Here is a 25,295-nt window from a genome sequence, read left to right as displayed (position 1 = left end):
GGGCGGGCGGATGGTTCCGGCGGCCTCCGGCAGGCCTCAGAAGCCCCAGGCGACCTGGCGGGAATTGCCCTGGCGGAGATTGCGGAAGCGCGCCATGGCGAAGAGCGGGAAGAACTGCCGGTAGCCGTGGTAGCGCAGGTAGAAGACCTTGGGGAAGCCGACCGCATTATAGGGCAGCTCCTGCCACTCGCCCTTTTCGTCCTGCACCGACATCAGCCAGGCGATGCCGCGCGCTACGGCCGGGTGGTCCGTCTCCCCCGCCGCCATCAGCCCGAGCAGCGCCCAGGCGGTTTGCGACGGCAGGCTCTGATCATATTCGCCCGGCGGCGCGCCCTCGAAACTCGCGCAATCCTCACCCCAGCCGCCTTCCGGGCGCTGCTTGGCGAGCAGCCAGGCAACGGCACGGGCGATCATCGGATCATCCTTCGGCACCCCGGCCGCGTTCAGCGCGCAGAGCACGGACCATGTGCCGTAGATGTAATTCGTCCCCCAGCGGCCGAACCAGCAGCCCTCTTCCTCCTGGTCGCCGCGCAGATAGGCGAGCGCGCGCTCGATCACCGGGCGGTCCTCGGCATGGCCGAGCTGGGCGAGGAAGGAGACGCAGCGCGCCGTCACATCCGCGGTCGGCGGGTCGAGCAGCGCGCCGTGATCGGCGAAGGGGATATGATTGAGGAAATCATGGGTATTGTCCGCATCGAAGGCGCCCCAGCCGCCGTTGCGGCTCTGCATACCGATGACCCAGCGGCGCGCCTTCTCGATCGCCTCCGCATGGGCGGGGTCACCCGCGCGATGCAGCAGCATGCCGACGACGGCGGTATCGTCCACATCCGGATAATAGTCGTTATTGTATTGAAAGGCCCAGCCGCCCGGCGGCGTATCGGGCTTGATCTCCGCCCAGTCACCCCGCACCTCGGTGATCTGGCGGCCGAGCAGCCATTCCGCCGCCGCTTCCACCTGCGCCGAGCCATGGCCCTGCGCCTCGGCCATGGCGTGGGCGGCAAGGCCGGTATCCCAGATCGGCGAGAGGCAGGGCTGGCAATAGGCCTCGTCCTCTTTGACGGTGACGAGCTTGCGCACCGATTCCCAGGCGATCGCGGCATCGGGATGATCGGGCGGGTAACCCAGAACATCGAACATCATCACCGAATTGGCCATGGCGGGGTAGATCGCGCCGAGGCCATCCTCTCCGTTGAGGCGCTGGCGCACCCAGGCGACGGCGGCATCGATATGCTTCTGCCGCCGCACCCGCGAGATATGCGGATCGACCTTCTGCAGAACGGCATCGACGGTCTTGAAGAAGTGCCCCCAATGGCTGCGATAGGGGCCGCGGATCCAATCCTCGATCCGCTCCGGATTGGCCGCGAAAAGCTCCGGCACATGCACATCCCGCGGGTTGCGCGCGCGGGGCTTCAAGGCCATCAGCACGAGCAGCGGCACGATGACGGTGCGGGACCAGTAGCTCACCTTCAGCAGATGGAAAGGGAACCAGCGCGGCAGGCCCATGATCTCGATCGGCATGACGGGCACCGCCCGCCACGGCACTTCCCCGAAGAGCGCGAGCTGGATGCGGGTGAAGACATTCGCCCGCTCCGCCCCGCCCGCCGCGATGATCGCCCGGCGCGCCCGCGCCATGTGCGGCGCGGCCGGATCATCCCCGATCGCCTTCAGTGCGAAATAGGCTTTGACGCTGGCCGAGAGGTTGAAGACGCCACCGTGGTAGAGCGGCCAGCCGCCATGCTCGCCCTGGATGCGGCGCAGATAGACGCCGATCTTCTCCTCCAGAGCGGGATCGATCCGGTCGAGGTAATGTTCGAGCAGCACGTATTCGGCCGGAATGGTGGCATCCGCCTCCAGCTCGAACACCCAATGGCCGTCCGCGTTCTGCCGTTGCGCGAGGGCGCCCTCGGCACGAGCGATCGCGGTTGCAAGATCATCGGTGGCGGTCGAAAGGTCCAGATCAACGTCGTGCGGCATAGCTGGCTTATACATGCCTTAGAAGATGGTGCGCGGCAGATTCGCCCGAACGGATGCTGCCCTCGATGGTCGCGGGCAGGCCGGTCGCCGTCCAGTCGCCTGCGAGCACGAGATTTGCAAGACCCGCGCCATCCACGGCTGGCCTGCGTTTCTGTTGCAGCGCGGTAGCGGCGAAGGTCGCCCGCTTTTCGCGCAACAGGCGCCAGGGTGGCAAGCCCGGCGCGAGATCCGCATAGGCCGCCCGCACATCCTCCCAGGCGCGGGCCGCCATCTCTTCCGCCGGCATCTCCGCCCAGCGATTGGCCGCGCTGATGGTGACGGAGAGAATGCCGGGGCGGATGAACACCCATTCCGCCAAGCCGCCGACGATGCCGGTGAAGGGCGCCGGCGCCGCGCTCACCGAGGGCGGCACGCTCTCCACCCGGTAGTGGATATTGGCGATCGCCTCGAACTCGTCAGGCACCGTGAGTTCCGGTAGCAACTGCCCGGCGACCGGCGCCGGCACCGCCAGCACCACCGCCTCCCCCTCTTCCAGGGCCAGCGGCCCGTCCGGGAAGTGCAGCACGCGAACGTGATCACCCTGCCGCTCGATCGCCTGGCAGCGGCGGCCGAATTCCACCCGCGCGCCACGCAGGCCGAGCCAGGCGAGGGCGGGATCGACGAAGCTTTCGGAAAGTCCTTCGCGCGGCACCAGCGGGCGGCAGGCAGCCCCCCCGGCGGCCAGGGTCTCGGCGACCACCGCCTGCATCAGCGGCGCGTAGGCCTCCTCGGGCAAGGTATTGAGGCCCGCGATGGCGAGCGGCTCCAGCAGCCGCCGGTAGAGCGGACCCGCGCCCCCGATCGCCTCCGCCACCGTGCCGCCCGCGCCGCGCAGCCGCAGGAGCGCGAGGTAATCGGCCGCCCGCGTGCCGGGCACACGCCGGCGGCGATCGAAGATCCAGAAGGGAATCCGCCCGCGGTCGAGCCGCAGCACCCAGGCCGTGCCATCCGCCCGGTCGATGAAGGGAAAGACCGGCCGTTCAGGCCCGGCCATGCTCGCGGCCGCCCCGGTGCGGGCGAGATAGCGCGCGGCGGCACGGTTGCCCGACAGCAGCAGATGATTGCCGTTGTCGATCCGGCAGCCGAGTTCGCGGTCGAAATAGGAGCGACAGCGCCCGCCGGCCTGCGGCCCCGCCTCATGCACCACCACCCGCATGCCATGCTCGGCGAGCACCATGGCGGCCGAGAGACCAGAAAGCCCGGCGCCGATGACATGGATGCGAGAGAGGCGACGCCTCACGCGGTCAACATCCTGAGCCCGAACCAGGCCTTCTGCCATTTTGCGAGGCTCACGCGCTCGGTCGGCCGGGCGAAGCCCGTGCGCTCCATGCGGGCGAGCAGCGCGCGGTAGGGGGCGGCCATCATCCGCGCGGGCTTCATCGCGGCCGGGCTGCAGAGGCGCATCGCTTCCTCGGCGCCACGATAATGATCCCGCGCGAGGCTCGCGAGGCGGGTGCAGACGGCGGAAAGCCGCGGCGATGTGAGCGCGGCTTGCGGATGCAGCGGCACGCCCTCCTCCATCAGCCATTCGCGCGGCAGATAGAGCCGCGCGCGCGCCGCATCCTCCCCCAGATCGCGCAGGATATTGGTCAGTTGCAGCGCGCGCCCGAGGCAGTAGGCAACGCGATCCGCCGCGGGCGAGGCATCGCCGAAGGCGCGCACTGACAACCGCCCGACCGCACTCGCCACCCGATCGCAATAGAGATCGAGGATGGCGAGCGGCGGGGCGACGATCTCAGCCTCGGCATCCATCTGCATGCCGTCGATGATAGCGAGGAAATCCTCGGCGCGCAGATCGAAGCGGCGGCTCGCGATCAGCATCATGCGGGTGAGCGCGCCGTCACTGCGGCCGCCGATCAGCGCATGCACGCGCTCGCGCCAATCGTCCAGCATCTCACGCTTGGTGACGAGCGCGCCGGGCTCGTCCGCAATGTCGTCCACCACCCGGCAGAAGGCATAGATCGTGTAGACCGCCGCGCGCCGATCCGGCGGCAGCATGCGCATTCCCCAGTAGAAGGAAGAGCCGGAGCGGCGGACCAGCGCCTCGATCTCGGCGAGATCGGCAGGCCGCGCGCCGAGGGGCGGATGGGGCAGTTTCGCAAGGCTGGTCATAGAAGATATCCAAGAGCGCCGAAAAGGGCGAAGGCGGCATCGAGCTTCGAGAGCTTGACCCGGCCGGCCACCGGATCTTGCGCGCCGAGCCGGCGGGTGAGCCGGCGGGAGAGGCTGAGGATGACGCCGGTTTCAAGCCGCAGCCGCCGGTCCCGGCAGGCGCGGGGGAGCGGCGCGGCGATGGCGTTGAGCCGCGCGCAGTGATCGAGCAGAGCCGAGAAGGTCGCTCGCAGACCAGGGGTTTCCGCCCGCCCCGCCAGATCCTCGGCCCGCGCGCCATGCGCGGCGAGCAGATCCTCGGGCAGATAGCAGCGGTCGAGCGCGGCCAGATCCTTCTGCCCATCCTGCAGATGGTTCAGCACCTGAAGCGTGGCGCAGAGCGCATCCGAGGGCGGGAAGGTCGCCGCCGCATCCTCGCCATGCAAAGCGAGCACATAGCGGCCGACCGGCATGGCGGAGTAGCGGCAGTAGTCGTAGAGCTCGTCCCAACTCGCATACCGCTTCTTCGTGGCATCCTGCCGGAAGGCGATCAGCAGATCGGTCGCATGGCGCGGGTCGATCCCGGTCTCGGCGAGGCTCGCCCGCAAGGCCGCGGCACTCGGCGCGCCACCGCGCTCGCGGCCGAGCAGCACCGCCTCCATATGGTCGAGGCGGCCGATCTTCTCCCCCGGCGCGAGCGCCGGGCTATCGCCGATATCATCCGCATTGCGGGCGAAGGCGTAATAGGCATGGACATGCCGACGGAGATCGGGGCGGATGAGGACGCCGACGGGGAAATTCTCGTCCCCCCGGTCCTTGCCTGACCAGATTTCCACATTGGCCTGCGCATCCGCTGCCAGATCAGCGCTCAAGAGCCGCCCTTCCCATAGACCCGCGCCTTCCACGTCACGCTCCGCCCCCGCAGGTGATTGACCGCGGAGCCGACGGTCGCTGCCATGTAGAACAAGGCGACGAGGGGTAGGAAGAGGGCGCGGAGCGGTGTCTGCCCGTAGCGGACGAGGCTCGGCATATAGCTGCCGATCATCAGGCCATAGGCGAGCAGCCCGAAAACCCGTGCCGTGCCGTGGGCGAAAAGGGCGGCGGCCGGCGGCAGCAGCCAGACGAGAAGCATGCCGAGGATGGTGCCGGCGAGGTTGAGGGGCGAGAAGCCGAGCTGGACATAGGCGGTGCGGGCGATCATCGCCCAGATGTCGGCCGCCTGAGGATAGAGCCGGATGGAGCGTGCGCGGCTGGTATGGCCGAGCCAGATGCGCCCGCCGCTCTGCTTGATGGCGCGGCCGAGTGTCACGTCGTCGATCAGCGCTCCGCGCAGGGCAGCGACTCCCCCGGCGCGGGCGAGCGCGCTCCGCCGCAGCAGCACCGTGCCGCCGGCGGCACCGGCCATGCGATGCCCGGGCCGGGCCACCAGATCGAAGGGGTAGAGCAGCTGGAAGAAATAGACAAAGGCCGGCACCAGCCAGCGCTCGGCCCGGCTTTCGCAATGCAGCAGCACCATTTCGGAGACGAGATCGAGCTTGTCCTCCTCGGCCTTGGTGAGCAGGCGCGCGAGGTGATCGGGCTCATGCACGATATCGGCGTCGGTCAGCAGGATATATTCCGCCGTGCTCGCCGCGACCCCCTGGCTCACCGCCCAGAGCTTGCCGCTCCAGCCTTCGGGCTTCTCCGCCCCCGTGACGATGGTGAGCGGCTGCGGCGCGCCCTCCGCGGCGCGGGCGGCGATGGCGGCCGTGCCGTCCGTGCTCTGGTCATCGACGAGAAAGACGCGGAGGGCGCCGCCCGGCACCTCCTGACGGGTGAGCGAGCCGATGGCGGCCGCGATGGTCTCCGCCTCATCCCGCGCCGGCACGATGATATCAGCGCCGGGCAGCACCATGCCCGCCGGCAAGGGCGGCAGCACCGGGCCTTCCTGCCAGAAGCGGCCGTGAAAGAAGATCAGCCATAGCCAGATCAGGAGGGCGAGAAGCGTCAGCGCGGTCAGCATCGTCATGCCTTGAGATAGCCGTGCCGATCAAACCAGTGGATGGCATCGCGCACCGCCTCGATCGCCGGGCGGGCCCGGTAGCCGAGGGCAGCCTCCGCCTTGGCCGAGGAGAAATACATCATCTTGCGCGCCATCTTGAGGTGATCGCGGGTCAGCCGCGGCTCCTTGCCCGTGACCCGCGCCACCTGCTCGGCGACAGCGGCCACGGGGACGAGCGGCGCGATCGGCAGCCGCACCCGCCGCGCGGGCCGGCCCGTCACCTCGTCCACCAGGCCGAGCACGGCGCTCATCGGCAAATTCTCGCCGCCGAGGATATAGCGCTCGCCGATCTCCCCCCGGTCGAGCGCCAGCAGGTGGCCGGCGGCGCAATCATCGACATGCACGACCGAGAGCCCGGTATCGACGAAGGCCGGCATCCGGCCGACCGCGGCATCGCGGATCATCACCCCGGTCGGCGTCGGCTTCACATCGGCGGGCCCGACGGGCGCCGCGGGATTGACGATGACGACCGGGATGCCCTCGTCGGACAGCTTGAGGGCGGTCTGCTCGGCCAGGAATTTCGATTTCTTGTAGGTGCCGACAACCTTGTCATAGGTGATCGGCGTATTCTCGCTGGCTGGCGGCGAGCCTTTGGGATTGAGGCCGAGTGCCGCGACGCTGCTGGTATAGACGATCCGCTCCACCCCCGCAGCATGGGCGAGTCGGAGGAGCGTTTCGGTCGCATGCACATTGGTCGCGATCATCGCTTCCGGATTGGGCACCCAGATGCGGTAATCCGCCGCGACGTGAAAGACGTAGCGGCAACCGCGCACCGCCAGGGCCAGGCTTTCGGGGTCGTTCAGATCGCCGATCGCGTATTCGGCGTCGAGATCATGGAGATGCTTGCGCTCGCTGCCCTGCCGCACCAGCAGCCGCAAGGGATAGCCGCGCGCCGCCACGGCCCGCGCCACGGCATGGCCGATGAAGCCGGTCGCCCCGGTCACCAAGGTAAGATTGTCTCGGCTCAAGGGCTCGCTCCTCTCTGCGCTAAGACGCGAAGGCGGTTTGGCGAAGACGCCAGGGGCCGGTATAGAGGATGGATTGCCATAGGGGCGCAAGCGCTCATCCGGGACATCTTCGATTTGACGGACTTTCCTCTCGCCCGGCGCGGCGGCCGAATCGGCGCTGGCCCGGGCTCCTGCCCCCGGTATCGGCCGCTGCCATGAAGCGCCTCTCGCTCCTGTTCATGCTGGCCGGCATCCTGCTCGCGATCGGCCTCGTCTTCGCTTTCGGCGCCCGGCATGTGCTGGAAGCGATGCTCTCGGTCGGCTGGGCCGGGTTCGCCGCCTTCGTCGTCGCCCAGCTCGGGCTCGACTTCATCCTCGCCCTGGCCTGGCGGCTGATCGTGCCCGACGCCCAACCTGGCCTGCTGCCGCGGCTCTATTGGGGCCGCATGGTGCGCGAGGCAGGGGGGCGGTTTCTACCCTTCCTGCCGGTGGGCGGGTTCGTGATCGGGGCACGCGCCGTCTCGCTCGTCGGCGTGCCGATGGCGGTCTGCGCCGCCTCCACGCTCGTGGATGTCGCGGCAGAATTCGCGGCCGAGGTGGTCTTCGCAGCACTCGGCCTCGTCATCCTCCTCACCGCGCGGCCGCAATCGGAGCTTATCCTGCCGCTCGGTGCCGGCATCGCCGTCGCTGGCCTGGCGGCCGCGATCTTCATCGCCCTGCCCGGCCACGGCACGCGGCTCATCCGCCGCCTCGCGCAGCGGATCGGCGCGGCGGAAGGCCGCGCCCTCGGCTCGCTCGACGATATGAGCCTGCAGTTCGATGCCATCTATGCCCGCAAGGGCGCCATCATCGGCGCGGTGATGCTGCATTTCATCGCCTGGCTCGGCTCGGGCCTGCTCTCCTGGCTCGCCTATCGCCTGCTCGGCGCGCCGATCACCATTCTCCAGGCACTTGCCATCGAAGCGCTGCTGCGTGCGGCTTTGACGATGACCTTCTTCATCCCCGGCAATGCCGGGGTGCAGGAGGCGGCCTTCGCCGCCCTCGGCGCGCTCTTCGGCTTTCCCGCGCAGATCTCGGTCGCGGTGTCGCTCCTGACGCGGGCGCGGGATCTGGTGATCGGCCTGCCGGCCCTGCTGCTCTGGCAATGGCTTGAACTACGCGGCCTGCGCAGCGGACGGCCGCGACTGGCGCAGTCGCAGACGGAGCCTTAGCCCAGCCGCCGCGTCAGTTGAGGCGCCCGCGCAGCGTGCGGGCGGCGCCGCGCGCCCGCGCAGCCTCTTCGCCCGGAGCAGCGAGCGCCACCACCCGCTCCATCGCCGCGATCGCCGCGGCGATCTGGCCGAGCTTCTGGTGCAGCGAGGCGGCGTGCTGCCAGAGCATGATATCCTCGGGCGCGATGCGCAGCATATCCTCGACGCAGACCAGCGCATCCTCAAGGCTGCCCGCCGCCTCGCGGCGCACCGCGATATTGCGCTGCAGGCGGATCAGCACCTCCCGCTTGCCCATAGGGCGGCTCAGACTGCCCTCCGCCAGGAGGCGGCGGGCAGTGGAAAGCCGCGCGGTCATCCCCTCCAGATCATCCGGCTCGATCAGCCGGCCGCCGGAAAAGACATCGAGCAGCACAGGCCCCGCCTCCCCCTCGAGTCCGAGCAGGAAATGGCCGGGGAAATTGATGCCGTAGCAGCCCCAGCCGGCCACTTCCGCGCAATGCAGCCAGATGATGCCGAGGCCTACCGGCATGCCGCGCCGCCGCTCCGCCACATGAATGAGGTTGACGTTCCGAAGATCGTCATAGGTGTCGTAATCGCCGCAATAGTCGTGCCGGCAGCCGATCAGGCCGGCCAGCGCCTCTGCCCGGTCCCGCGCATCATCCCCGACCCAGGCGGGGAATTCCGCCGCCTCCTGCGCAAGCGCCGAGAGATGGCGCCGCACGCGCTTCCAATCGGCACCCGGCGCATCGAGCCGCGCGAAAAGCAGCGCGGTTTCGGCGAGCGCGATCTCCTCGTCGGCAAGCTTGCCGACGGCATCGAGCGCCGCCCTGATCCGCGCGCCCCCTTGCCCGTCCTCGGCCCGCTCCGGGCTCATCCTCGGCTCCGGCACCTGCCAGCCTCTCCTTCGTCCTCGGCCTTTCTTCCGTCTCCACCCCGCGGGCAGAGACGCAGCGGCCTCATATCGGCAGTGGGCCTGCCTTGATGCGCTCCATTGCGAAGCGGCTCGTCACGTTGCGGAGCGGCACCGCCGCGATCAGCCGCCGGTAGAAGGTATCGTACGCCGTGATATCCGGCACCACGACGTGCAGAAGATAATCCACATCGCCGCCCATCCGCCAGGCATCGACGATTTCCGGCATCTCCTCGATGATCTTGGCGAAGCGGTCGAGCCATTCGGCCGAGTGGTCCGCCGTTTCGACCGAGACGAAGACCGAGACCGGCAAGCCGAGCGCCCGCTGATCCAGCACCGCGACGCGGGCGCGGATGACCCCCTCCTTCTCGAGTCTGCGGATGCGCTTCCAGCACGGGGTGGGGGTGAGATGCACCTCCGCCGCGATTTCGGCGAGGGAGAGCGAGGCATCGCGGGCGATCAGCCTGAGGATCGCCCGATCGGTATCATCCATCGCCACAAGGTCGGACATCGTCGGCTCACCCAGGTTGGAACAGGCTCGGTTCAGCCCATTTCAACAGGAAATTCCACGAATTGCCCAGACTCAGAAAAAGCAATCTCCCGATAAAGCCAGGGAAGTGGCAGTCACCGCAGCGTCGCGGCCTCGCCCGGGGCGCGCAAAGTCAGCGCCAGCGCGTGCAGCCCGCTCGCGAATTCGCCGGCCAAAGCGTCGTTCACCGCGCGGGCACGGGCGAGGCGGTTCATGGCGGCAAAACATTCCGCCACCATCATGACTTTGAAATGCGTCTCGCCTTCCTTGCCCGCGCCGCCCTCATGCCCGCGATGACCGGCGTGGCGGGCGCTATCGTCCACCACCTCCAGCGCGGCGGGAGCGAAGGCTTGGCTCAAGGTTTCGGCGATGCGGGTCTTGCGGCTCATAAGAGCAATTCTCGCAGCAAAGACGCCCGCCGTTCAACCTTCAGCGGGGCCCGTCTGCTCTGCATCGCCGGGATTGCCAAGGGCCGGTCTGCTTGACCATATAGCCGCCATGAACACACGACGCGTCCCCCGAGCGAGGGCTTACGCGCCCGACCCGGATGCGCCGGGCCGGCTCTGCGATCAGCCGGGATGCGAGGAACTGGGCTGCTACCGCGCGCCGAAATCCCGCACCGCGCTCAACGATTACTACTGGTTCTGCCTCGGCCATGTCCGCGCCTACAACGCGAACTGGGATTATTATAAGAATATGACACCCGGGCAGATCGAACAGGAGCTGCGGGCCGATATCTCCTGGCAGCGGCCGAGCTGGCGCTTCGGCACCCATGGCACGGGCAGCCCGCTGCACGAAGACCTTCTGCGCGATCCGATGCTGAACATGGACCGGCGCCCAGGCGCGCAGGCGCATCGGAGCCAGGCGGAGGCGCCACCGGAACTTCGCCAGCCTCTCGATGTGCTGGGCCTGACCTGGCCGGTCACGATGGATACGGTGAAGGCGCGCTACAAGGCGCTGGCCAAGGCGCATCACCCGGATATCAATGGTGGCCGCGCCGCGGCGGAGGAGCGGATCAAGGCGATCAACGTCGCCTATACCGTGCTCAAGACCCACTGGCCTGCGGAAGAGCCCGAGGCGGCACGCGGCTGAGGGGCACGCGCCCCGGCGCCGCCCATCCCGCCGCCCCTGAGGCTCAGGTCTGCCCCCAGGCGGGGATGCCTTGCGGCAATGCGCCACTCGGCTAATCTCTGCCGGATGGATTTGGTCTCGGTTGAAATGGACAGCGCGGCTTCGGTGATGGATCAAGCGACACATATCGGCTCACTCGGCACTCCAGATATCCAGCTCTCGGTGCGAGAGACCTTCGGCATCCAGTCCGATCTCACGGTGCCGGCCTTCAGCCAGCGCACCGAGCATGTGCCCGAGATCGACCCGACCTACCGCTTCGACCATGACACGACGCTCGCCATTATCGCGGGCTTCGCCTTCAACCGCCGCGTCATGGTGCAGGGCTATCACGGCACCGGCAAATCGACCCATATCGAGCAGGTCGCCGCGCGGCTGAACTGGCCCTGCCTGCGGATCAACCTCGACAGCCACATCAGCCGCATCGATCTCATCGGCAAGGATGCGATCGTGCTGAAGGACGGGCAGCAGATCACGGAATTCCGCGAAGGCATCCTGCCCTGGGCGCTCCAGCATGCGGTGGCGCTCGTTTTCGATGAGTATGATGCCGGCCGGCCGGACGTGATGTTCGTCATCCAGCGCGTGCTGGAGGTGGAAGGCCGGCTGACCCTGCTCGATCAGAACCGGGTGATCCATCCCCACCCCGCCTTCCGCCTCTTCGCGACGGCCAATACCGTCGGCCTCGGCGATACCACGGGCCTCTATCACGGCACTCAGCAGATCAATCAGGGCCAGATGGACCGCTGGAACATCGTCGCCACCCTCAACTACCTGCCGCATGGGCAGGAGACGGCGATCGTCATGGCCAAGCTCGGCATCGATCCCACCAATGCCGCAGCGCGCCGGCGCGTGGAAAGCATGGTCGCCCTCGCCGACCTCACCCGCGCGGGCTTCATCGCCGGCGATATCTCGACCGTGATGTCCCCCCGCACGGTCATCACCTGGGCGGAGAACGAACGCATCTTCAAGGATCTCGGCTTCGCCTTCCGCCTCACCTTCCTCAACAAGTGCGACGAGGCGGAGCGGCAGACGGTCGCCGAATACTACCAGCGCTGCTTCAACGAGGAAATCGCGACCGGGCTTCGCCGCGCGAGCTGAGGCGGAGAGGGGCAGGCTGTGAGCGGCACCAAAGACGGCAACGAGAAGGCGGAGGCCTTCAAGCGGGCGACCGCCGGGGCGCTGCGGGCGATCGCCGGGGAGCCGGAGGCCGAAGTTGCCTTCCAGGCGGGCCCGGCGAGCCTCGCCGGCAAGCGGGCGCGCATCCCCGCGCCCACCCGCGCCCTGCCTGGGGCCGAGATGGCGCGGCTCCGGGGGGCGGCGGATGCGCTGGCCCTTCGCCTCCGCTATCACGATAGCGCCGTGCATGCCGCCCGCTCCCCCGCCAGCCGGGAGGCGCGCGACGTCTATGACGCGCTGGAGCAGGCGCGGGTGGAAACGGTCGGCAGCCGGCATATGGCGGGTGTCGCCGCTAATCTGCGCCAGCGGCTGGTGGAACAGGGCGAGGCCGAGGGGTGGGATCGCTTCACCCGCAAGGACCAGCTGCCCATGGCGGCCGCCCTCTCGCTGCTCGCGCGGGAGAGGCTTTCGGGCGAAGCCTCCCCGGCCCTGGCCGAACGCGCGCTTGGCGAATGGCGCGCGACCCTAGGGCCCGAGGCCGATGCCGCGCTCGCCGAGATGGCCGCCGCGGCCGAGGATCAGCAGGCCTATACCCGTGCCGCGCGCCGCCTGCTCAAGGCCTACGATCTAGCCGAGGCCGAGGCCGAGCCGCAGCCCGATGAGGAACCGGAGGGCGGGGACGAGGCGGCGGAGCAGAACCCGAGCCAGGATGCCGCCTCCGAGAGCGAAGGCCAATCCATGGGCGAGATGGATTCGAGCCCGACCCCCGACACCGAGGAGATGGAGAGCCAGGCCTCGGCCGAGGCCGAGAGCCAGGAAGAGGATGAGGAGGGCGCCGAAGCCGAGGGCGAGGAGCGGCCTGGCGGCCAGCAGAACCGGCGCGAGCGCGCGAGCGAAGAGACGCTCTACCACGCCTTCACCCGCGCCTTCGATGAGGAGATCGCGGCTGACGAGCTGTGCGACCCCGAGGAGCTGGCCCGCCTCCGCCAGCAGCTCGACCAGCAATTGCAGCACCTCCAGGGCGTCGTCTCCAAGCTTGCCAACCGCTTGCAGCGCAAGCTCCTGGCGCAGCAGACCCGCGCCTGGGATTTCGACCTCGAAGAAGGGCTGCTCGATGTCAGCCGCCTCGCCCGGGTGGTGACGACGCCGACCGCCTCGCTCTCCTACAAGCGGGAGCGCGATACCGATTTCCGCGATACCGTGGTGACGCTGCTGATCGACAATTCCGGCAGCATGCGCGGCCGGCCGATTACGGTGGCCGCCATGTGCGGCGATATCCTCGCCCGCACGCTGGAACGCTGCGCGGTAAAGGTGGAGGTGCTCGGCTTCACCACCCGCGCCTGGAAGGGCGGGCAGAGCCGGGAGAAATGGGTGCAGGACGGCAAGCCCCGCAACCCGGGGCGGCTGAACGACCTGCGCCACATCATCTACAAGGCGGCCGATGCGCCCTGGCGCCGGGCTCGGCGCAATCTCGGCCTCATGCTGCGCGAGGGCCTACTGAAGGAGAATATCGACGGCGAGGCCCTGCTCTGGGCCTATCGCCGTATCGCCAGCCGGCCCGAGCATCGCCGCATTCTGATGGTGATCAGCGATGGCGCCCCGGTCGATGATTCGACCCTCTCGGTCAATCCCGGCAACTACCTTGAGCGGCATCTCCGCCAGGTCATCCAGGAGATCGAAAGCCGCGGGCTGGTCGAACTCGTGGCGATCGGCATCGGTCATGACGTGACGCGCTATTACCGTCGCGCGGTCACGATCGTCGATGCGGAGGAACTGGGCGGAACGATGATGCGCGAACTCGCCGCCCTGTTCGACGATACGGCGGGCGATGCCTGGGGGCAGGCAATGGCCGAGCGGGCACCGCTGGTCGTCTGAGCGAAATCGCGCGGCCCCGCCGCGGGCCGCGCCGTCGCCTTGAAAGAGAGGCGGCCTCTTCAGCCGGCCTTCTTCTCCATCACCGTCTTGACCTCTTCGAGGGCTGCGAGGAACCGGCCATGGATGAGATCCAGCGCCTCGCTGCTCGATTTCCGCAGCAGATCCTCGACCTCCCGCAGATCGGAGACGCTGTGCTCATAAGCGGTCTTGAGGAGTTCGGCTTGCCGCGCCGCCCGCTCCTTGGGTTCCGCGGTCGTCGCCAACATCGTCGTCGCCTGGGTGAGGTCGGCCATCTGGCGCCGCATCACCTCCATCTGGCGCTGGGTGATCGCCTGCGCGCCTTCGAAGATGAGCTTGTTGGCGGCGGTCAGCGCCGCGAGGTTGCGCTTATGGGTTTCCATCAACGCGGTCAGCTCCGGCGCCATGGGCAACGGCATGGAGGCCAGGAACTGGCTGAAATCGATCGGGAATTTCGGCAGGTCGGACATCGCTTACCCTCCTCATTGGCCGCACAGAGCGCGCGACGGCGCCCAGTCTAGGCCGCGCCGCGCATCTGGCCAAGGAGGCGGCGAGAGATCAACCAAACCGTCATCCAGCCGAAGCTCCAGGCTGCCGAACGGCGGGGCATTCAGATGGAGGGATCGTCCGTCATCGGCGGCGCCGGCATGGCGCTTTCGCCTCCTGCCTCGCCCTCCATCTCGCCCACCGCCAGGCGGAAGCTGCGGGCAAGCTCGCCCGCGCGGTCCAGCGCCCGGTCTGCGGCGGTCATGGTGGCGGTGAGGTCCGCGCTTTCATCCTGGCGCCAGGCGCGCACCGCCCAAAGCCATACGGCGAGCAGGCCCTTGATGCGCAGCGGGCCGCGCAGGCCGCTTGCCGAGACGCCGGCGCCTTCCAGCATCCAGCTCATGCTGCGGGCGGAAAGCCGCGCCAGGAAGAGGCCGAGCATCGGGTCCATCGCCGCCGCATCGAGTACCGCGAGCACGCCGGCGCGATGTGCCTGCAGCACATCGAAGCGGCGCATGATCATGTCGAACAGCCGATCCTTGAGCGGCCCTTCGGTGGTCGCGCCATCGAGCGCCGCCTGGTCGGCGAGGCTGCCGAAGCGCATCAGCACGAAAAGCTTGGAGGGGAAGCGGCGGCGCGTGCGGGCGAGATCGAGCCCGGCTGCGCGCGCGGCCTCCACCAGGCTCGTGTTCCGCCAGCCGCGCAGCCCGGCCTCGCCGAACACGGCAGCGACCACCGCCGCATCGAAATCATCGTCGCTCATGCCCGTATTCGCGCTCATGCCCGTGCCCAATCCCATCTTCAGCCGCCAATCGAGGGCGGGCGGCGGCAGCCGGACAAACCCGGCCGTCGCGCCGCCCGCTGCCGCTCAGGCCTCACCCATGCATTCGAGCATCGCCGCGCGCAACGCCTCATCAGGCGTCTTGCCGCCGGTGAGCACGAACTGGAAGGCGGGGAAGAAGCGCTCGCACTCGGTGATCGCGATATCGACCATATCCTCCATGCTTTCGAGCGAGGCCCCCGGCGCCCCGCGCAGCAGCACCGCGTGGCGGAATACCGGCATGCCGTCATCGGCGTCCATGCCGAAATGACCGATCCAGAGATAGGTATTGGCCAAGGCGAGGAGCTGGTAGAAATCGGCTCTCCGGCTCTCCGGCACCTTCATGTCGAAGGTGCAGGTGAAGTGCATCGCGGAAATCTCCCGCGACCAGTTGAAATAAAGCCCGTAATCAGACCATTGGCCCGGCGCCTCGGCCGCCATCTCGGCCTCGTTGCGACGCTCGAAAGCCCAGTCATTGGAGGACACGATCTGCTCAATCACGTCGAGCGGATTGGCGACATGCGCTGAGGCGGCAATGCTGGTGGCTGACATGGAAGTGGTCTCCTCATGGCTGGGAGGAAGGCCGGATCGGCGGCGTCCGTTACCGCTGCCGGATGATGGGCACCCCGATGGCGCCCAGTTCCGGCGTCGCGAATCGCCGCCCCCGACCGAAGTTAGGGGCAGGCTTGCACTAACCGCAAGTAAAGCCTCTGCTCGCAAGCGGCTGCGTGGGCAGGTGCCACGAAACTCTCATGGAGGGAGCAATCGGCCTGAGCACGGCCAGAGCCTGACGCGCGCCGCGCGCGGTTCAGGCGACCGGCGGCGTGGCGCCGCCCGCGCCAAGCGCCGGGTCCTGCGGGGTGCCGGGCTGTGGATCACGCGGCGCCACGGGCATCGGGTCTTGCGGCAGGGCTGTCAGCGGCTCGCCCGCCGGGGTTTCCGGCGCGGCGCGCTGGGCGAGCGCCGCTTCGAGGGCGGCCACCCGCTCCTTCAGCGCCGTGATCTCGCGATCCGCCGCTTCCTGCGCAAGCCGGGCATTGGCTGCCAGGTCCTGCACGGCGGCGAGCTGCTCGCCCCGCGCGATATCGAGCTTTTGAATGACGGCTTCCACGCGCGCGGCGAAGACGGCCTCCGCCTCATCCTTGAGGCCGGTAAAAGCGGAAATGGCGCCCTGCGCGACCCCGGCCAGATCGTCCATGAAGCGGCTGCGCTCTCTCATCGCCTAGTCTCCTGCCTTCCACCGCGCGGGTGGGTTGCGTATAAGCCGCCGCCATGCACCCCAAGCTCATGCCCCGGCGCCTTGCTGCGGCTGATGACATCTCTATCAGACTTATGCGCCGGAGGGCAGTACACATGGGTTCACCCTTGTCTCAAGCCAAGGGAGGCGGCCTCGCCCGCCCGATCGCCAGGGCACGGGGGCCGCACGCGTGAAGCCCTTGGTCTTTCCCGACTTCAACCCCATCATCGTCAAGCTCGGCCCCTTCGCGATCCACTGGTACGCGCTCGCCTATATCGCCGGGCTGGTCATCGGCTGGCAGCTCGTGCGGCGCCTGGTCGGCTGGGCACCGAAGGTGGCGACGCCGCTGCTGGTGGATGATTTCCTCACCTGGGCGACGCTCGGCGTCGTGCTCGGCGGGCGGCTCGGCTATGTGCTGTTCTACCAGCCGGTGATGTTCCTGCACCACCCGCAGCAGATCATCGCCGTCTGGGATGGCGGGATGAGCTTCCATGGCGGCATGCTCGGCGTCGCCATCGCCATCATCTGGTTCTGCCGCCGCCATGCGATCAATCCGCTCGCCTTCGGCGATCGCGTGGCCATGGTGGCGCCGATCGGCCTCGGCTTCGGGCGTATCGCCAATTTCATCAATGGCGAGCTGTGGGGCAGGCCAGCACCAGCCTGGTGGCCCTGGCGCATGATCTATCCGCGGGTTGACATGACCCCGCGCTTCCCGAGCGAGCTCTATGAAGCCTTCCTGGAAGGGCTTTGCCTCTTCGTCTTCATGATGCTGATGGGCCGCTCCCTCAACCGGCGGATGCATCCCGGCCTGCTCACCGGCTGGTTCCTCATCGGCTACGGCATCGCCCGCAGCACGGGCGAATGCTTCCGCGAGCCCGACGCTTTCCTCGGCTTCCTGCTCGACGGCCTGACGATGGGCCAGCTGCTCTGCATCCCGATGATCCTCATCGGCATCGGCCTCGTGCTCTATGCCCGGTCCCGCCCGGTGCTCGTGGTGCCGGGGGCTTGAGCGACGCGGCGGACGCCGAGCGGCTCGACCAGTTCATGGGCCGGGCCAATGCCGCCTATTACGGGCGCCAGGATCCCTTCGCCGATTTCACGACCGCGCCCGAGATCAGCCAGATCTTCGGCGAGATCATCGGTGCCTGGATGGCGGTCGGCTGGGAGGCGCTCGGCAGCCCCACACCCGTCCTGCTGGCCGAGGCCGGGCCCGGCCGCGGCACGCTGATGGCCGATGCCCGCCGCCTCACCGCCCGCGTCGCGCCCGCCTTCCACGCCGCTTGCCGCCTGCATCTGATCGAAACATCGCCGCGCCTCCGGGCCGAACAGGCAGCACGCCTCCCCGATGCGACCTGGCACGAGGATCTGGCCTCCCTGCCCGAGGGGCCGCTTCTGCTCATCGCCAATGAATTTCTCGACGCCCTGCCGATCCGCCAATTCCGCTACGATGCCGGGCAATGGGCCGAGCGCCATGTGCGGGATGGCCGCTTCCTCGAAATCCCCTGCCCGCCGCCGCCCGGCCTCGATCCGGCCGAGGCTGCCGCCGGCGGCCTGCTAGAGTGGAATGCGCCGGGGGAAGCCTTCGTCGAGGCACTCGCGCGCCGCATTGCGGGGCCAGCCGGCGGCCTCGCCCTCCTCATCGACTACGGGCTTGAGAGCAATCCGCGCGATAGCCTGCAGGCGATCCGCGCCCGGCATTTCGCCGATCCGCTGCAAGCGGCGGGCGAGGCTGACCTTACCGCCCTGGTCGATTTCGGCGCCATGGCGCGGGCGGCGCGGCGGGGCGGGGCAGAGACGCTCGGCCCCGTCGGCCAGGGCGCCTTCCTGACCGCCCTCGGCCTCATGGCGCGGGCCGAGCGCCTCGGACAAGGCCGCCCGCCGGAGGCTGCGGCCGCCATCCTCGCCGGCGCCCGCCGGCTGGCCGAACCGATGGCGATGGGCCGCCTGTTCAAAGTGCTGGCGATTACGCCGCCGGGCTTTCCGCCCCTGCCAGGATTTGCTCCATGAACCTGCCGCGCCTCACCCACCCTGCCCTCGCCGGCTTCGGCCATGGCTTCTTTACCCGCTTCGGCGGCGTTTCGGCCGGACCTTATGCCAGCCTCAATGCCAGCCTCTCGGGCGGTGACGCGCGAGAGGCCGTGCTGGAAAACCGCGCCCGCATGGCCAGGGCGCTGGGCGCGGAGCCCGCAGCACTCCTCGGCCTCACCCAGATCCATAGCGCCGCGGTCGTCACCGTCTCGGCCCCTTGGCCGGCAGGCGAAGGCCCGCGTGCCGATGCGATGGTGACGCGCGTGCCCGGCCTCGCCCTCGGCGTCATCACCGCCGATTGCGCGCCGGTGCTCTTCGCCGATCCGCACAACCGCGTCATCGGCGCGGCGCATGCCGGCTGGCGCGGGGCGCTCGCCGGTGTGCTGGAGGCGACGGCCGAAGCGATGGAGGCGCTCGGCGCCGAGCGTGGGCGGATCGTCGCCATCATCGGCCCTTGCATCCGTGCGCCCTCCTACGAGGTGGCGGCCGATCTGCGCGACGCCGTGCTCGCGGAGAACCCGGCCGATGCCCGCTTCTTCACCCCCGGCCGGCCCGAACGCTGGCAGTTCGATCTCGCCGGCTATTGCGCCGCGCGCCTCGCCGCCGCCGGCATCGGCACGGTCGGCATCACCGAGGGTGATACCGCCGCCGAGCCGGACCGCTTCTTCAGCCACCGCCGCCGCACCCTGGCCGGCGGTGGCCCCATCGGCCATCAGCTTTCGGGGATCCGATGCGACGCCTGAACCACCTGCCTCACCTCTCCCTCCGCCTCCGCCTCGGGCTGCTCGCCCTGCCGCTGGCACTTGCCTCCTGCGGCGATTTCCCGCGCCCCATGCAGGGCCATCCAGGCGCCATGGGCGCGATGCTAGCGCATCCGCCGCCGCCGCGGCTCGTCGTGCCGGTGCCGAGCGAGGCGCTGCTGGGCGATGCCTCCGCCAAGGCTTTCGCCAATGACATGGCGGCGGCACTCGTCGGCCAGACGATACCGGCCTTCGCCCAGAAGCCCGAGCGGGGGGATTGGCAGCTCAAGGTCGCGGCGAGCCTTTCGGGCGGCAACGTCACCCCGAGCTATACGATCGTCGATCCTCGTGGGCATGTGCAGGGCAAGGAAACCGGCGCCCCGGTGCCGAGCCAGGCCTGGGCCGATGGCGACCCCGCGACCCTCTCCGCCGCCGCCGCTGCCGCCGCACCGCAACTCGCCGCGCTGCTCTCCAACATCGATGCGGTGCTGAAGGAGAGCAATCCGAACAGCCTCTACAACCGTCCGCCGCGCCTCGATTTCAGCGCCGTCACCGGTGCCCCGGGCGATGGCGACACCTCGCTCGCGCTCAATATGCGCCGCGATCTTCCGGGCCAGGGCATCGTGCTCGTGACGAACAAGGCGGATGCCGATTACCTCATGCGGGCGCAGGTGAAAAAGACGGTGGTGAACCCGCAGACCGACCGGATCGAGATCGACTGGATCATCGCCACCGCCGATGGCAAGGAGGTCGGCCGCGTCTCGCAGCTGCACGATCTGCCACATGGCTCGCTCGACAGCTATTGGGGCGATGTCGCCGCGGTCGCCGCCCAGCAGGCGGCACTCGGCGTCAAGGAAGTGATCAGCAACAATATCGGCAAGCCGAAATCGATCGGCGCGAAACAAGCCCCAGGCGCACCGCCACCCAAGCCGCCGACGTCATGAAATGGTTGCTTGACATGCGCGTGGCCGCCCTTCCGCGGGCGGCTTGCGCGTGGACAGGGGGCGGCGCGGTTGCTAGAAGCCGCGGCAGAGAGCCCTCCCGCCGCTGCTGACGGAACCTGCCGAATGAAAATCGTTGCCTGCAACAGCAACCGCCCGCTGGCGGAAGCGGTCGCTGCCGCCCTCAACCTGCCTCTCACCAAGGCTTCCGTGCGGCGCTTCGCGGATATGGAGATCTTCGTCGAGATCCATGAGAACGTGCGGGGCGAGGATGTGTTCATCGTCCAGTCCACCGCCTATCCGGCGAATGACCACCTCATGGAATTGCTCATCACCCTCGATGCGCTGCGGCGCGCCTCGGCCAAGCGTATCACCGCCGTCATCCCCTATTTTGGCTATGCCCGGCAGGATCGCAAATCGGGCTCGCGCACGCCGATCAGCGCCAAGCTCGTCGCCAATCTCATCACCGAGGCCGGCGCCCACCGGGTGTTGACGATGGATCTGCACGCCGGGCAGATCCAGGGCTTTTTCGACATTCCGGTCGATAACCTCTATGCCGCGCCGCTCTTCGCCCGCGACGTTCAGGAGCGCTACGCCGGGCGGGATCTGATGATCGTCTCCCCCGATGTCGGCGGCGTGGTCCGCGCCCGCGCGCTGGCCAAGCGGCTGGACGTCGATCTCGCCATCATCGACAAGCGGCGGGAACGCGCCGGTGTCTCCGAGGTGATGAACGTGATCGGCGATGTCGAAGGGCGGGATTGCATCCTCGTCGATGATATCGTCGATTCCGGCGGCACGCTCTGCAATGCCGCCGCGGCGCTCATCCAGAAGGGCGCCCGCTCCGCCAGCGTCTATACCACCCATGGCGTGCTTTCGGGCGGGGCGGTGGCGCGCATCGCCTCCTCGCCCATCGAAATGATGACGATCACCGACAGCATCCTGGCGACCGAAGCGGTGCGGCTGGCGAGCAATGTGCGGCAGGTGACGATCGCGCCGCTGCTGGCCGAGGCCATCCGCCGCATCTCGGACGAAAGCTCCGTCAGCTCGCTCTTCGATTGAGGCCATCGGCATGACGCACCTCACCCGCATCCCCTTCTGGTTCCTCCGCCATGGCGAGACGGATTGGAACCTGCAGAACCTCTCCCAGGGCGATATCGACATTCCGCTCAACGCCACCGGCCGCGCCCAGGCGGCGCATGCCGCGGAGCTGATGCGCGGGCATGAGATCCGCAGCATCGTCTCCTCCAACCTCTCCCGCGCGATGGATACGGCCGCTGCCGTCTCCGCCGCGACCGGGATCGCCTTCACGACCGATCCAGCCCTCCGCGAGGTGAAGTTCGGCGAGCAGGAAGGCAAGCCGATGGGCGATTGGTACGATGACTGGATCGCCGGCACCTATACGCCGGAAGGGGCGGAGACCTTCGCCGGGCTCCGCGCGCGGGTGATAGCGGCGATCAACCAGGCGCTGGAACGCCCCGGCCCGGTGCTGATCGTCGCGCATGGCGCCTTCTTCCGCGCCGTCCGCTCGGCGATGGGCCTCGTGCCCAATGTCCGCACGCCGAATGCGGTGCCGATCTTCTGCGTGCCCCCCGCCGGCGGCGAAGGCGCGTGGGATCTGCGCCCGGTGGAGTCCGCCGCCGCCGCCTGATCCGCCTCAGGCGGCTTCCTGCCCGCTCTCGACGCCTTGGGCGAGCGGCATGCGCTTGTCGGGCTTGCGCAGCTGATAGAGCCCGACATCGATCGCCCCCGCGCGGAACCCGGCCTCGCAATAGGCGAGGTAATAGTCCCAGCGGCGGAGGAACGGCTCCTCCATCCCGGCGGCGCGAAGTTCCGGTAGCGCCGCCTGGAAGCGCCGGCGCCATTCGGCGAGCGTCTCGGCATAGCTGAGGCCGAAGCATTCCAGCTTCTCAAGGCTGAGGCCGGCAGCGGCGATCCGCTCGCGCATGACGCTGATGCTGGGCAACATGCCGCCCGGAAAGACATAAAGCTGGATGAAATCCGGCGTGTGGCGATAGGCCTCGAACTTCTCTTCGGCGATGGTGATCACCTGTAGAACGGCGAGGCCGCCGGGCCGCAGGCAGGCGGCGAGCTTGGCGAAATAGGCCGGCCAGAACTCTTCCCCCACGGCTTCGAGCATCTCGATCGAGACGATGCGGTCGAAGAGATCGGTCGTGTCGCGATAGTCCTGCAGCCTGAGATCGGCCCGCCCGGCGCCGATCGCAGCCGCGAGGCGGCCGCGCGCATAGGAAAGCTGGGCTGGTGAGAGCGTCAGCCCCGTGACACGCGCCGCGCGGCCGAGGATGCGCTCGGCAAGCCCGCCCCAGCCGCAGCCGATTTCGAGCACCTCTTCCGGCCCCGTGAGGTCCAGAAGATCGAGCACGCGGTCCTGCTTGGCGGCCTGCGCCGCTTCGAGGCTCTGCCCCGGCGCGGTATAGAGGGCGGAGGAATAGGTCATCCCCTCATCCAGCCAGCGGGCGTAGAAGTCGTTCCCGAGATCGTAATGGGCGATGATGTTGCGGCGGGCGCCAGGCTTGGAATTGGCGCACCGGCCGTGGCGCATCCGGTTGAGCAGGCGGGCAGGCAGCGACCCATCCAGCAGATCCCCCAGCGCGGATTGGTTGCGCGCCGCAAGCTCGATCAGCCGCGGCAGGTCGGGCGTCGTCCAATCCCCCGCCATATAGGATTCGGCGAAGCCGATATCCCCGCGGCGCAGCAGCGCAACCAGCGGCCGCCAGCGATGCAGAAGCAGCGTCGCCTCCGGCCCCGGGGCCGCGCCCTCGCCCACCAGTTCGCCGCCTTCCGGCAGGCGGATGACGAGGCGGCCGAGGGCGAGCCGGCGCAGAAGGCGGGCGAGCACGAAGCGGCCGATCCAGGCAGCGGGGGCGAAAGGCACGGTGAGGGAAGCGATCGTACTCGACATGATCACCTTTGCACGAAGGTCACGGGATTGGGGGGTGGCGCCGGCTTGGCGAAGAAGCCGACGCGCTTGCGCCAGAGGAACAGCGCCTCCCAATGGATGCCGGCCAGCACCTTGAGGCCGAGCGCCGGGGCGCCGAGCACGGCCCGCAAGAGCGCCGCATCGGTCAGCGGGCGTCGCCGCCCGCTGAGGCTTGCGGTGATCATCCGCCCGGCCGCGCCGCGGCCCTCGATCACCACCGAAAGACGCTCGCCCGGCGGCAGCACGCGAAACGCATACTGCATGGCCATCGGCATGAAGGGAGAGACGTGAAAGACCTTCTCCGCGCTCTGCCGAATAACCGGCCCAGGCGCGGCGGGCACCGGGATGAGGTAGCTGTGCCGTTCGCCGAAGGTATTGTTCACCTGGTAGAGGATGGCGGCGAGCGCCCCATCCGCCCCATGGCAGAAGAACAGGCTGAGCGGGTTGAAGGCATGGCCGAAGACGCGCGGCATGGCGAGAAGCAGCACCGGCCCCGGCGCCGCGATACCCGCCGCCGCGCATTGCCCGCGCACCCAGGCCATGAGCCCGCCCGGCTCCCCCGCGCCATGATCGCGCTCGTAGAAGCTCACGATATTGAAGCGGTCTTTCGAGAAGAAGCGGAGGCGCGCGGCGAGGTGCGGCACCTCGTCGAGATCGAGCAGCAGCGAGAAGATCCGGTAGCGCAGATGATGCCGCGCCGGCAGGTAGCGCCGATGCATCACGACACCCGGGTAAAGCGCCGAGCGCGAGGGGTGGGTGGGCGTCATCCGCCACCCGCCATGGCGGCGGCGGCGCCGCGCGCGCGATCGGCGGGAAGCCAGATGCGCCCCGATTCCTCGGGGACGGACCAGGGCCGGCGGAGCCCGCCCAGCGCCTCGGCCACCGCCAACCCGGCCTGCAACCCATCCTCGTGAAAGCCGGCGCCGAACCAGGCGCCGCAGAACCAGGCGCGCCGCCGCCCCTGCAAGGCCCAGAGCCGCTTTTGCGCGGCCGCGCTCTGCTGGTCGAAGAGCGGGTGGTTGTAGGTTTCGCGGCGGATCACGGTGCCCGGCGCGGGCGCGCGCGGCGGATTGATGGTGACGAAATAAGGCGCGTCAGTGGAAAGCTTCTGGAGCTTGTTCATCCAGTAGGTCAGGAAGGGCGCGGTAGGCCCCTGTGGCGCCTGCCCGTCCTCGCTCTCAGCAGATTGCTCAACGAAGTTCCAGGCCGACCATGCGCGGCGCCGGCGCGGCATGAGGCTCGCATCCTGATGCAGCACGGCCAGGTTCTCGGTGGTGCCGAAGGCGCCGAGGAGGGCGCGCTCCTCGGCATCGGCGTCTTCGAGCAGGGCGAGCGCCTGATGCGCGTGGGCTGCGATCACCACCTCATCATGCCGCAGGCTCGCCCCCGTATCGTCCCGCAGCAGCACGCCGGCGGCACTCCGCCGGATCGCGCGGATGGGGCGGGCGGTAAAGACCGGGCCTGAAAGCCCCGCCCGAAGCCGGGCGACATAGTGGCGCGAACCGCCAGCAACGGTGCGCCAGACAGGCCTGCCGGTGACTTGCAGGAGCGCGTGGTTCTGGCAGAAGCGCAGGAAGGCCGCCGCCGGATAGCGCCCAATCTCGGTGCAAGGGGTGGACCAGATGGCCGAGGCCATCGGCAGCAGGTGATCCTCCCGGAAGGCGCGGCCGTAGCCACGCAGATCGAGATAGGCGGCGAGGCTCAGCCCCTGCTGCTCGGCCAGCGCGATATCGCCCGGCGCTTCGGCATAGAAGCGCCGCAGATCGCGCAGCATCGACCAGAAGCGCCGCTTGAGCAGATTGCCAGGCTGGGCGAGCAGCCCCGCGAGATCGCCGCCGGCATATTCGAACCCGCCATCATCCTTCGAGACGGAGAAGGACATGTCGCTCGCATCCGTCTCCACCCCGAGATGGCGGAACAGGGCGGTGAGGTTCGGGTAGGTCTTTTCGTTATAGACGATGAAGCCGGTATCGATGCCGATGCCGCCGACCTGCACCGTGTTGCTATGGCCGCCGATCCGCCCTTCGGCCTCGTACAACGTCACGCGGTGACGGCGGCTGAGCAACCAGGCGGCGGAGAGGCCTGCAATCCCCGAGCCGATCACCGCAATATCGAGGCCGGGCGGAATGCCGTCCATCAACCCATCCTGTTCATCATCTGAGCCTCTCCGCTACGCCTCGGGCGCGCGAGTGGATGCAAACGGCAGATGCGCAGCTTCGCACCTCC

General features: G+C 68.7%; 26 protein-coding genes. 10 read left to right on the top strand and 16 right to left on the bottom strand.

Going from position 1 to position 25,295, the window contains the following annotated elements:
* Window positions 1-36 precede the first annotated feature (36 nt).
* Genes shc through hpnA form a run of 6 tightly spaced genes read right to left on the bottom strand, consistent with a single transcriptional unit; the run spans window position 37 to window position 7,113 of the window.
* Window positions 37-1,974: a squalene--hopene cyclase gene (gene shc / locus ACYQ7X_RS07725; RefSeq protein WP_459696355.1), complete on the bottom strand. Its 1,938-nt coding sequence runs from the start codon at window positions 1,972-1,974 to the stop codon at window positions 37-39.
* 7 nt (window positions 1,975-1,981) lie between these two features.
* Window positions 1,982-3,253 carry a hydroxysqualene dehydroxylase HpnE gene (gene hpnE / locus ACYQ7X_RS07720; RefSeq protein ID WP_459696354.1) on the bottom strand — a complete coding sequence of 424 codons (1,272 nt, stop codon included), beginning with the start codon at window positions 3,251-3,253 and terminating at the stop codon, window positions 1,982-1,984.
* On the bottom strand, window positions 3,250-4,125 hold the full coding sequence (gene hpnD / locus ACYQ7X_RS07715) for a presqualene diphosphate synthase HpnD (RefSeq protein WP_459696353.1): 876 nt from the start codon (window positions 4,123-4,125) through the stop codon (window positions 3,250-3,252). Before hpnD ends, hpnE begins: the two co-directional genes overlap by 4 nt.
* Window positions 4,122-4,976 (bottom strand): squalene synthase HpnC, encoded by an 855-nt coding sequence (gene hpnC / locus ACYQ7X_RS07710; RefSeq protein ID WP_459696352.1) that lies wholly within the window; start codon window positions 4,974-4,976, stop codon window positions 4,122-4,124. The genes hpnD and hpnC overlap by 4 nt, the downstream gene beginning before the upstream one ends.
* Window positions 4,973-6,112, bottom strand: coding sequence for a glycosyltransferase (locus tag ACYQ7X_RS07705; RefSeq protein WP_459696351.1), 1,140 nt, complete (start codon window positions 6,110-6,112; stop codon window positions 4,973-4,975). Before ACYQ7X_RS07705 ends, hpnC begins: the two co-directional genes overlap by 4 nt.
* Window positions 6,109-7,113, bottom strand: coding sequence for a hopanoid-associated sugar epimerase (gene hpnA / locus ACYQ7X_RS07700; RefSeq protein WP_459696350.1), 1,005 nt, complete (start codon window positions 7,111-7,113; stop codon window positions 6,109-6,111). Before hpnA ends, ACYQ7X_RS07705 begins: the two co-directional genes overlap by 4 nt.
* Window positions 7,114-7,307: 194 nt before the next feature.
* On the opposite strand from hpnA, the gene ACYQ7X_RS07695 reads away from it, so the two are divergent.
* A complete protein-coding gene (locus ACYQ7X_RS07695; RefSeq protein ID WP_459696349.1) occupies window positions 7,308-8,303 on the top strand; it encodes a lysylphosphatidylglycerol synthase domain-containing protein in 996 nt (331 codons plus the stop codon).
* A gap of 13 nt (window positions 8,304-8,316) precedes the next feature.
* Here ACYQ7X_RS07695 and ACYQ7X_RS07690 read toward each other — a convergent pair whose 3' ends face one another.
* The 3 genes from ACYQ7X_RS07690 to ACYQ7X_RS07680 form a co-directional block, all read right to left on the bottom strand.
* The gene (locus ACYQ7X_RS07690) at window positions 8,317-9,192 is read right to left on the bottom strand and encodes a SirB1 family protein (protein ID WP_459696348.1); all 876 of its coding nucleotides are present in this window, start codon (window positions 9,190-9,192) and stop codon (window positions 8,317-8,319) included.
* A gap of 67 nt (window positions 9,193-9,259) precedes the next feature.
* On the bottom strand, window positions 9,260-9,724 hold the full coding sequence (locus ACYQ7X_RS07685; protein WP_459696347.1) for an Lrp/AsnC family transcriptional regulator: 465 nt from the start codon (window positions 9,722-9,724) through the stop codon (window positions 9,260-9,262).
* A gap of 113 nt (window positions 9,725-9,837) precedes the next feature.
* A complete protein-coding gene (locus tag ACYQ7X_RS07680; protein WP_459696346.1) occupies window positions 9,838-10,131 on the bottom strand; it encodes a BolA family protein in 294 nt (97 codons plus the stop codon).
* 109 nt (window positions 10,132-10,240) lie between these two features.
* On the opposite strand from ACYQ7X_RS07680, the gene ACYQ7X_RS07675 reads away from it, so the two are divergent.
* The 3 genes from ACYQ7X_RS07675 to cobT all read left to right on the top strand — a co-directional run bounded on the left by ACYQ7X_RS07675 (window position 10,241) and on the right by cobT (window position 13,861).
* Entirely contained in the window at window positions 10,241-10,834 is a 594-nt protein-coding gene (locus ACYQ7X_RS07675) for a J domain-containing protein (protein ID WP_459696345.1), read from the top strand.
* Between the two features lie 147 nt (window positions 10,835-10,981).
* Window positions 10,982-11,968, top strand: a complete 987-nt coding sequence (gene cobS / locus ACYQ7X_RS07670) for a cobaltochelatase subunit CobS (RefSeq protein ID WP_459696344.1) — start codon at window positions 10,982-10,984, stop codon at window positions 11,966-11,968.
* Between the two features lie 18 nt (window positions 11,969-11,986).
* Window positions 11,987-13,861, top strand: a complete 1,875-nt coding sequence (gene cobT, locus ACYQ7X_RS07665; RefSeq protein ID WP_459696343.1) for a cobaltochelatase subunit CobT — start codon at window positions 11,987-11,989, stop codon at window positions 13,859-13,861.
* 59 nt (window positions 13,862-13,920) lie between these two features.
* On the opposite strand, the gene ACYQ7X_RS07660 is transcribed toward cobT, so the two are convergent.
* The 4 genes from ACYQ7X_RS07660 to ACYQ7X_RS07645 all read right to left on the bottom strand — a co-directional run bounded on the left by ACYQ7X_RS07660 (window position 13,921) and on the right by ACYQ7X_RS07645 (window position 16,404).
* Window positions 13,921-14,349: a phasin family protein gene (locus ACYQ7X_RS07660; RefSeq protein ID WP_459696342.1), complete on the bottom strand. Its 429-nt coding sequence runs from the start codon at window positions 14,347-14,349 to the stop codon at window positions 13,921-13,923.
* Window positions 14,350-14,489: 140 nt separating this feature from the next.
* Window positions 14,490-15,146, bottom strand: coding sequence for a TetR family transcriptional regulator (locus ACYQ7X_RS07655; RefSeq protein ID WP_459696341.1), 657 nt, complete (start codon window positions 15,144-15,146; stop codon window positions 14,490-14,492).
* A gap of 87 nt (window positions 15,147-15,233) precedes the next feature.
* Window positions 15,234-15,737 (bottom strand): type III secretion system chaperone family protein, encoded by a 504-nt coding sequence (locus ACYQ7X_RS07650; RefSeq protein WP_459696340.1) that lies wholly within the window; start codon window positions 15,735-15,737, stop codon window positions 15,234-15,236.
* Between the two features lie 256 nt (window positions 15,738-15,993).
* Entirely contained in the window at window positions 15,994-16,404 is a 411-nt protein-coding gene (locus ACYQ7X_RS07645) for an accessory factor UbiK family protein (protein ID WP_459696339.1), read from the bottom strand.
* Between the two features lie 208 nt (window positions 16,405-16,612).
* Between ACYQ7X_RS07645 and lgt the strand changes: the two genes are divergently transcribed.
* The 6 genes from lgt to ACYQ7X_RS07615 all read left to right on the top strand — a co-directional run bounded on the left by lgt (window position 16,613) and on the right by ACYQ7X_RS07615 (window position 21,779).
* Window positions 16,613-17,431, top strand: a complete 819-nt coding sequence (gene lgt / locus ACYQ7X_RS07640) for a prolipoprotein diacylglyceryl transferase (RefSeq protein ID WP_459696338.1) — start codon at window positions 16,613-16,615, stop codon at window positions 17,429-17,431.
* Window positions 17,432-17,466: 35 nt separating this feature from the next.
* Window positions 17,467-18,429 carry a class I SAM-dependent methyltransferase gene (locus tag ACYQ7X_RS07635; protein ID WP_459696408.1) on the top strand — a complete coding sequence of 321 codons (963 nt, stop codon included), beginning with the start codon at window positions 17,467-17,469 and terminating at the stop codon, window positions 18,427-18,429.
* On the top strand, window positions 18,426-19,193 hold the full coding sequence (pgeF, locus tag ACYQ7X_RS07630; protein WP_459696337.1) for a peptidoglycan editing factor PgeF: 768 nt from the start codon (window positions 18,426-18,428) through the stop codon (window positions 19,191-19,193). Before ACYQ7X_RS07635 ends, pgeF begins: the two co-directional genes overlap by 4 nt.
* Entirely contained in the window at window positions 19,181-20,134 is a 954-nt protein-coding gene (locus tag ACYQ7X_RS07625) for a hypothetical protein (protein ID WP_459696336.1), read from the top strand. Before pgeF ends, ACYQ7X_RS07625 begins: the two co-directional genes overlap by 13 nt.
* 123 nt (window positions 20,135-20,257) lie before the next feature.
* Window positions 20,258-21,190, top strand: a complete 933-nt coding sequence (locus ACYQ7X_RS07620; RefSeq protein ID WP_459696334.1) for a ribose-phosphate pyrophosphokinase — start codon at window positions 20,258-20,260, stop codon at window positions 21,188-21,190.
* Window positions 21,191-21,200: 10 nt separating this feature from the next.
* Window positions 21,201-21,779 carry a histidine phosphatase family protein gene (locus tag ACYQ7X_RS07615; protein WP_459696333.1) on the top strand — a complete coding sequence of 193 codons (579 nt, stop codon included), beginning with the start codon at window positions 21,201-21,203 and terminating at the stop codon, window positions 21,777-21,779.
* Between the two features lie 6 nt (window positions 21,780-21,785).
* On the opposite strand, the gene ACYQ7X_RS07610 is transcribed toward ACYQ7X_RS07615, so the two are convergent.
* From ACYQ7X_RS07610 to ACYQ7X_RS07600, 3 genes are read right to left on the bottom strand one after another with little or no spacing between them, the layout of a single operon-like run.
* Window positions 21,786-23,051 (bottom strand): class I SAM-dependent methyltransferase, encoded by a 1,266-nt coding sequence (locus ACYQ7X_RS07610; RefSeq protein WP_459696332.1) that lies wholly within the window; start codon window positions 23,049-23,051, stop codon window positions 21,786-21,788.
* Window positions 23,052-23,053: 2 nt separating this feature from the next.
* On the bottom strand, window positions 23,054-23,836 hold the full coding sequence (locus ACYQ7X_RS07605) for a DUF1365 domain-containing protein (protein ID WP_459696331.1): 783 nt from the start codon (window positions 23,834-23,836) through the stop codon (window positions 23,054-23,056).
* Window positions 23,833-25,206 carry an NAD(P)/FAD-dependent oxidoreductase gene (locus ACYQ7X_RS07600; protein WP_459696329.1) on the bottom strand — a complete coding sequence of 458 codons (1,374 nt, stop codon included), beginning with the start codon at window positions 25,204-25,206 and terminating at the stop codon, window positions 23,833-23,835. Before ACYQ7X_RS07600 ends, ACYQ7X_RS07605 begins: the two co-directional genes overlap by 4 nt.
* Window positions 25,207-25,295: the final 89 nt, after the last annotated feature.

It is taken from the genome of Acidisoma sp. C75 (genome assembly GCF_054665095.1).
Note: the sequence above shows the minus strand (reverse complement) of the source record. Positions and strands in the feature narration are given on the sequence as shown.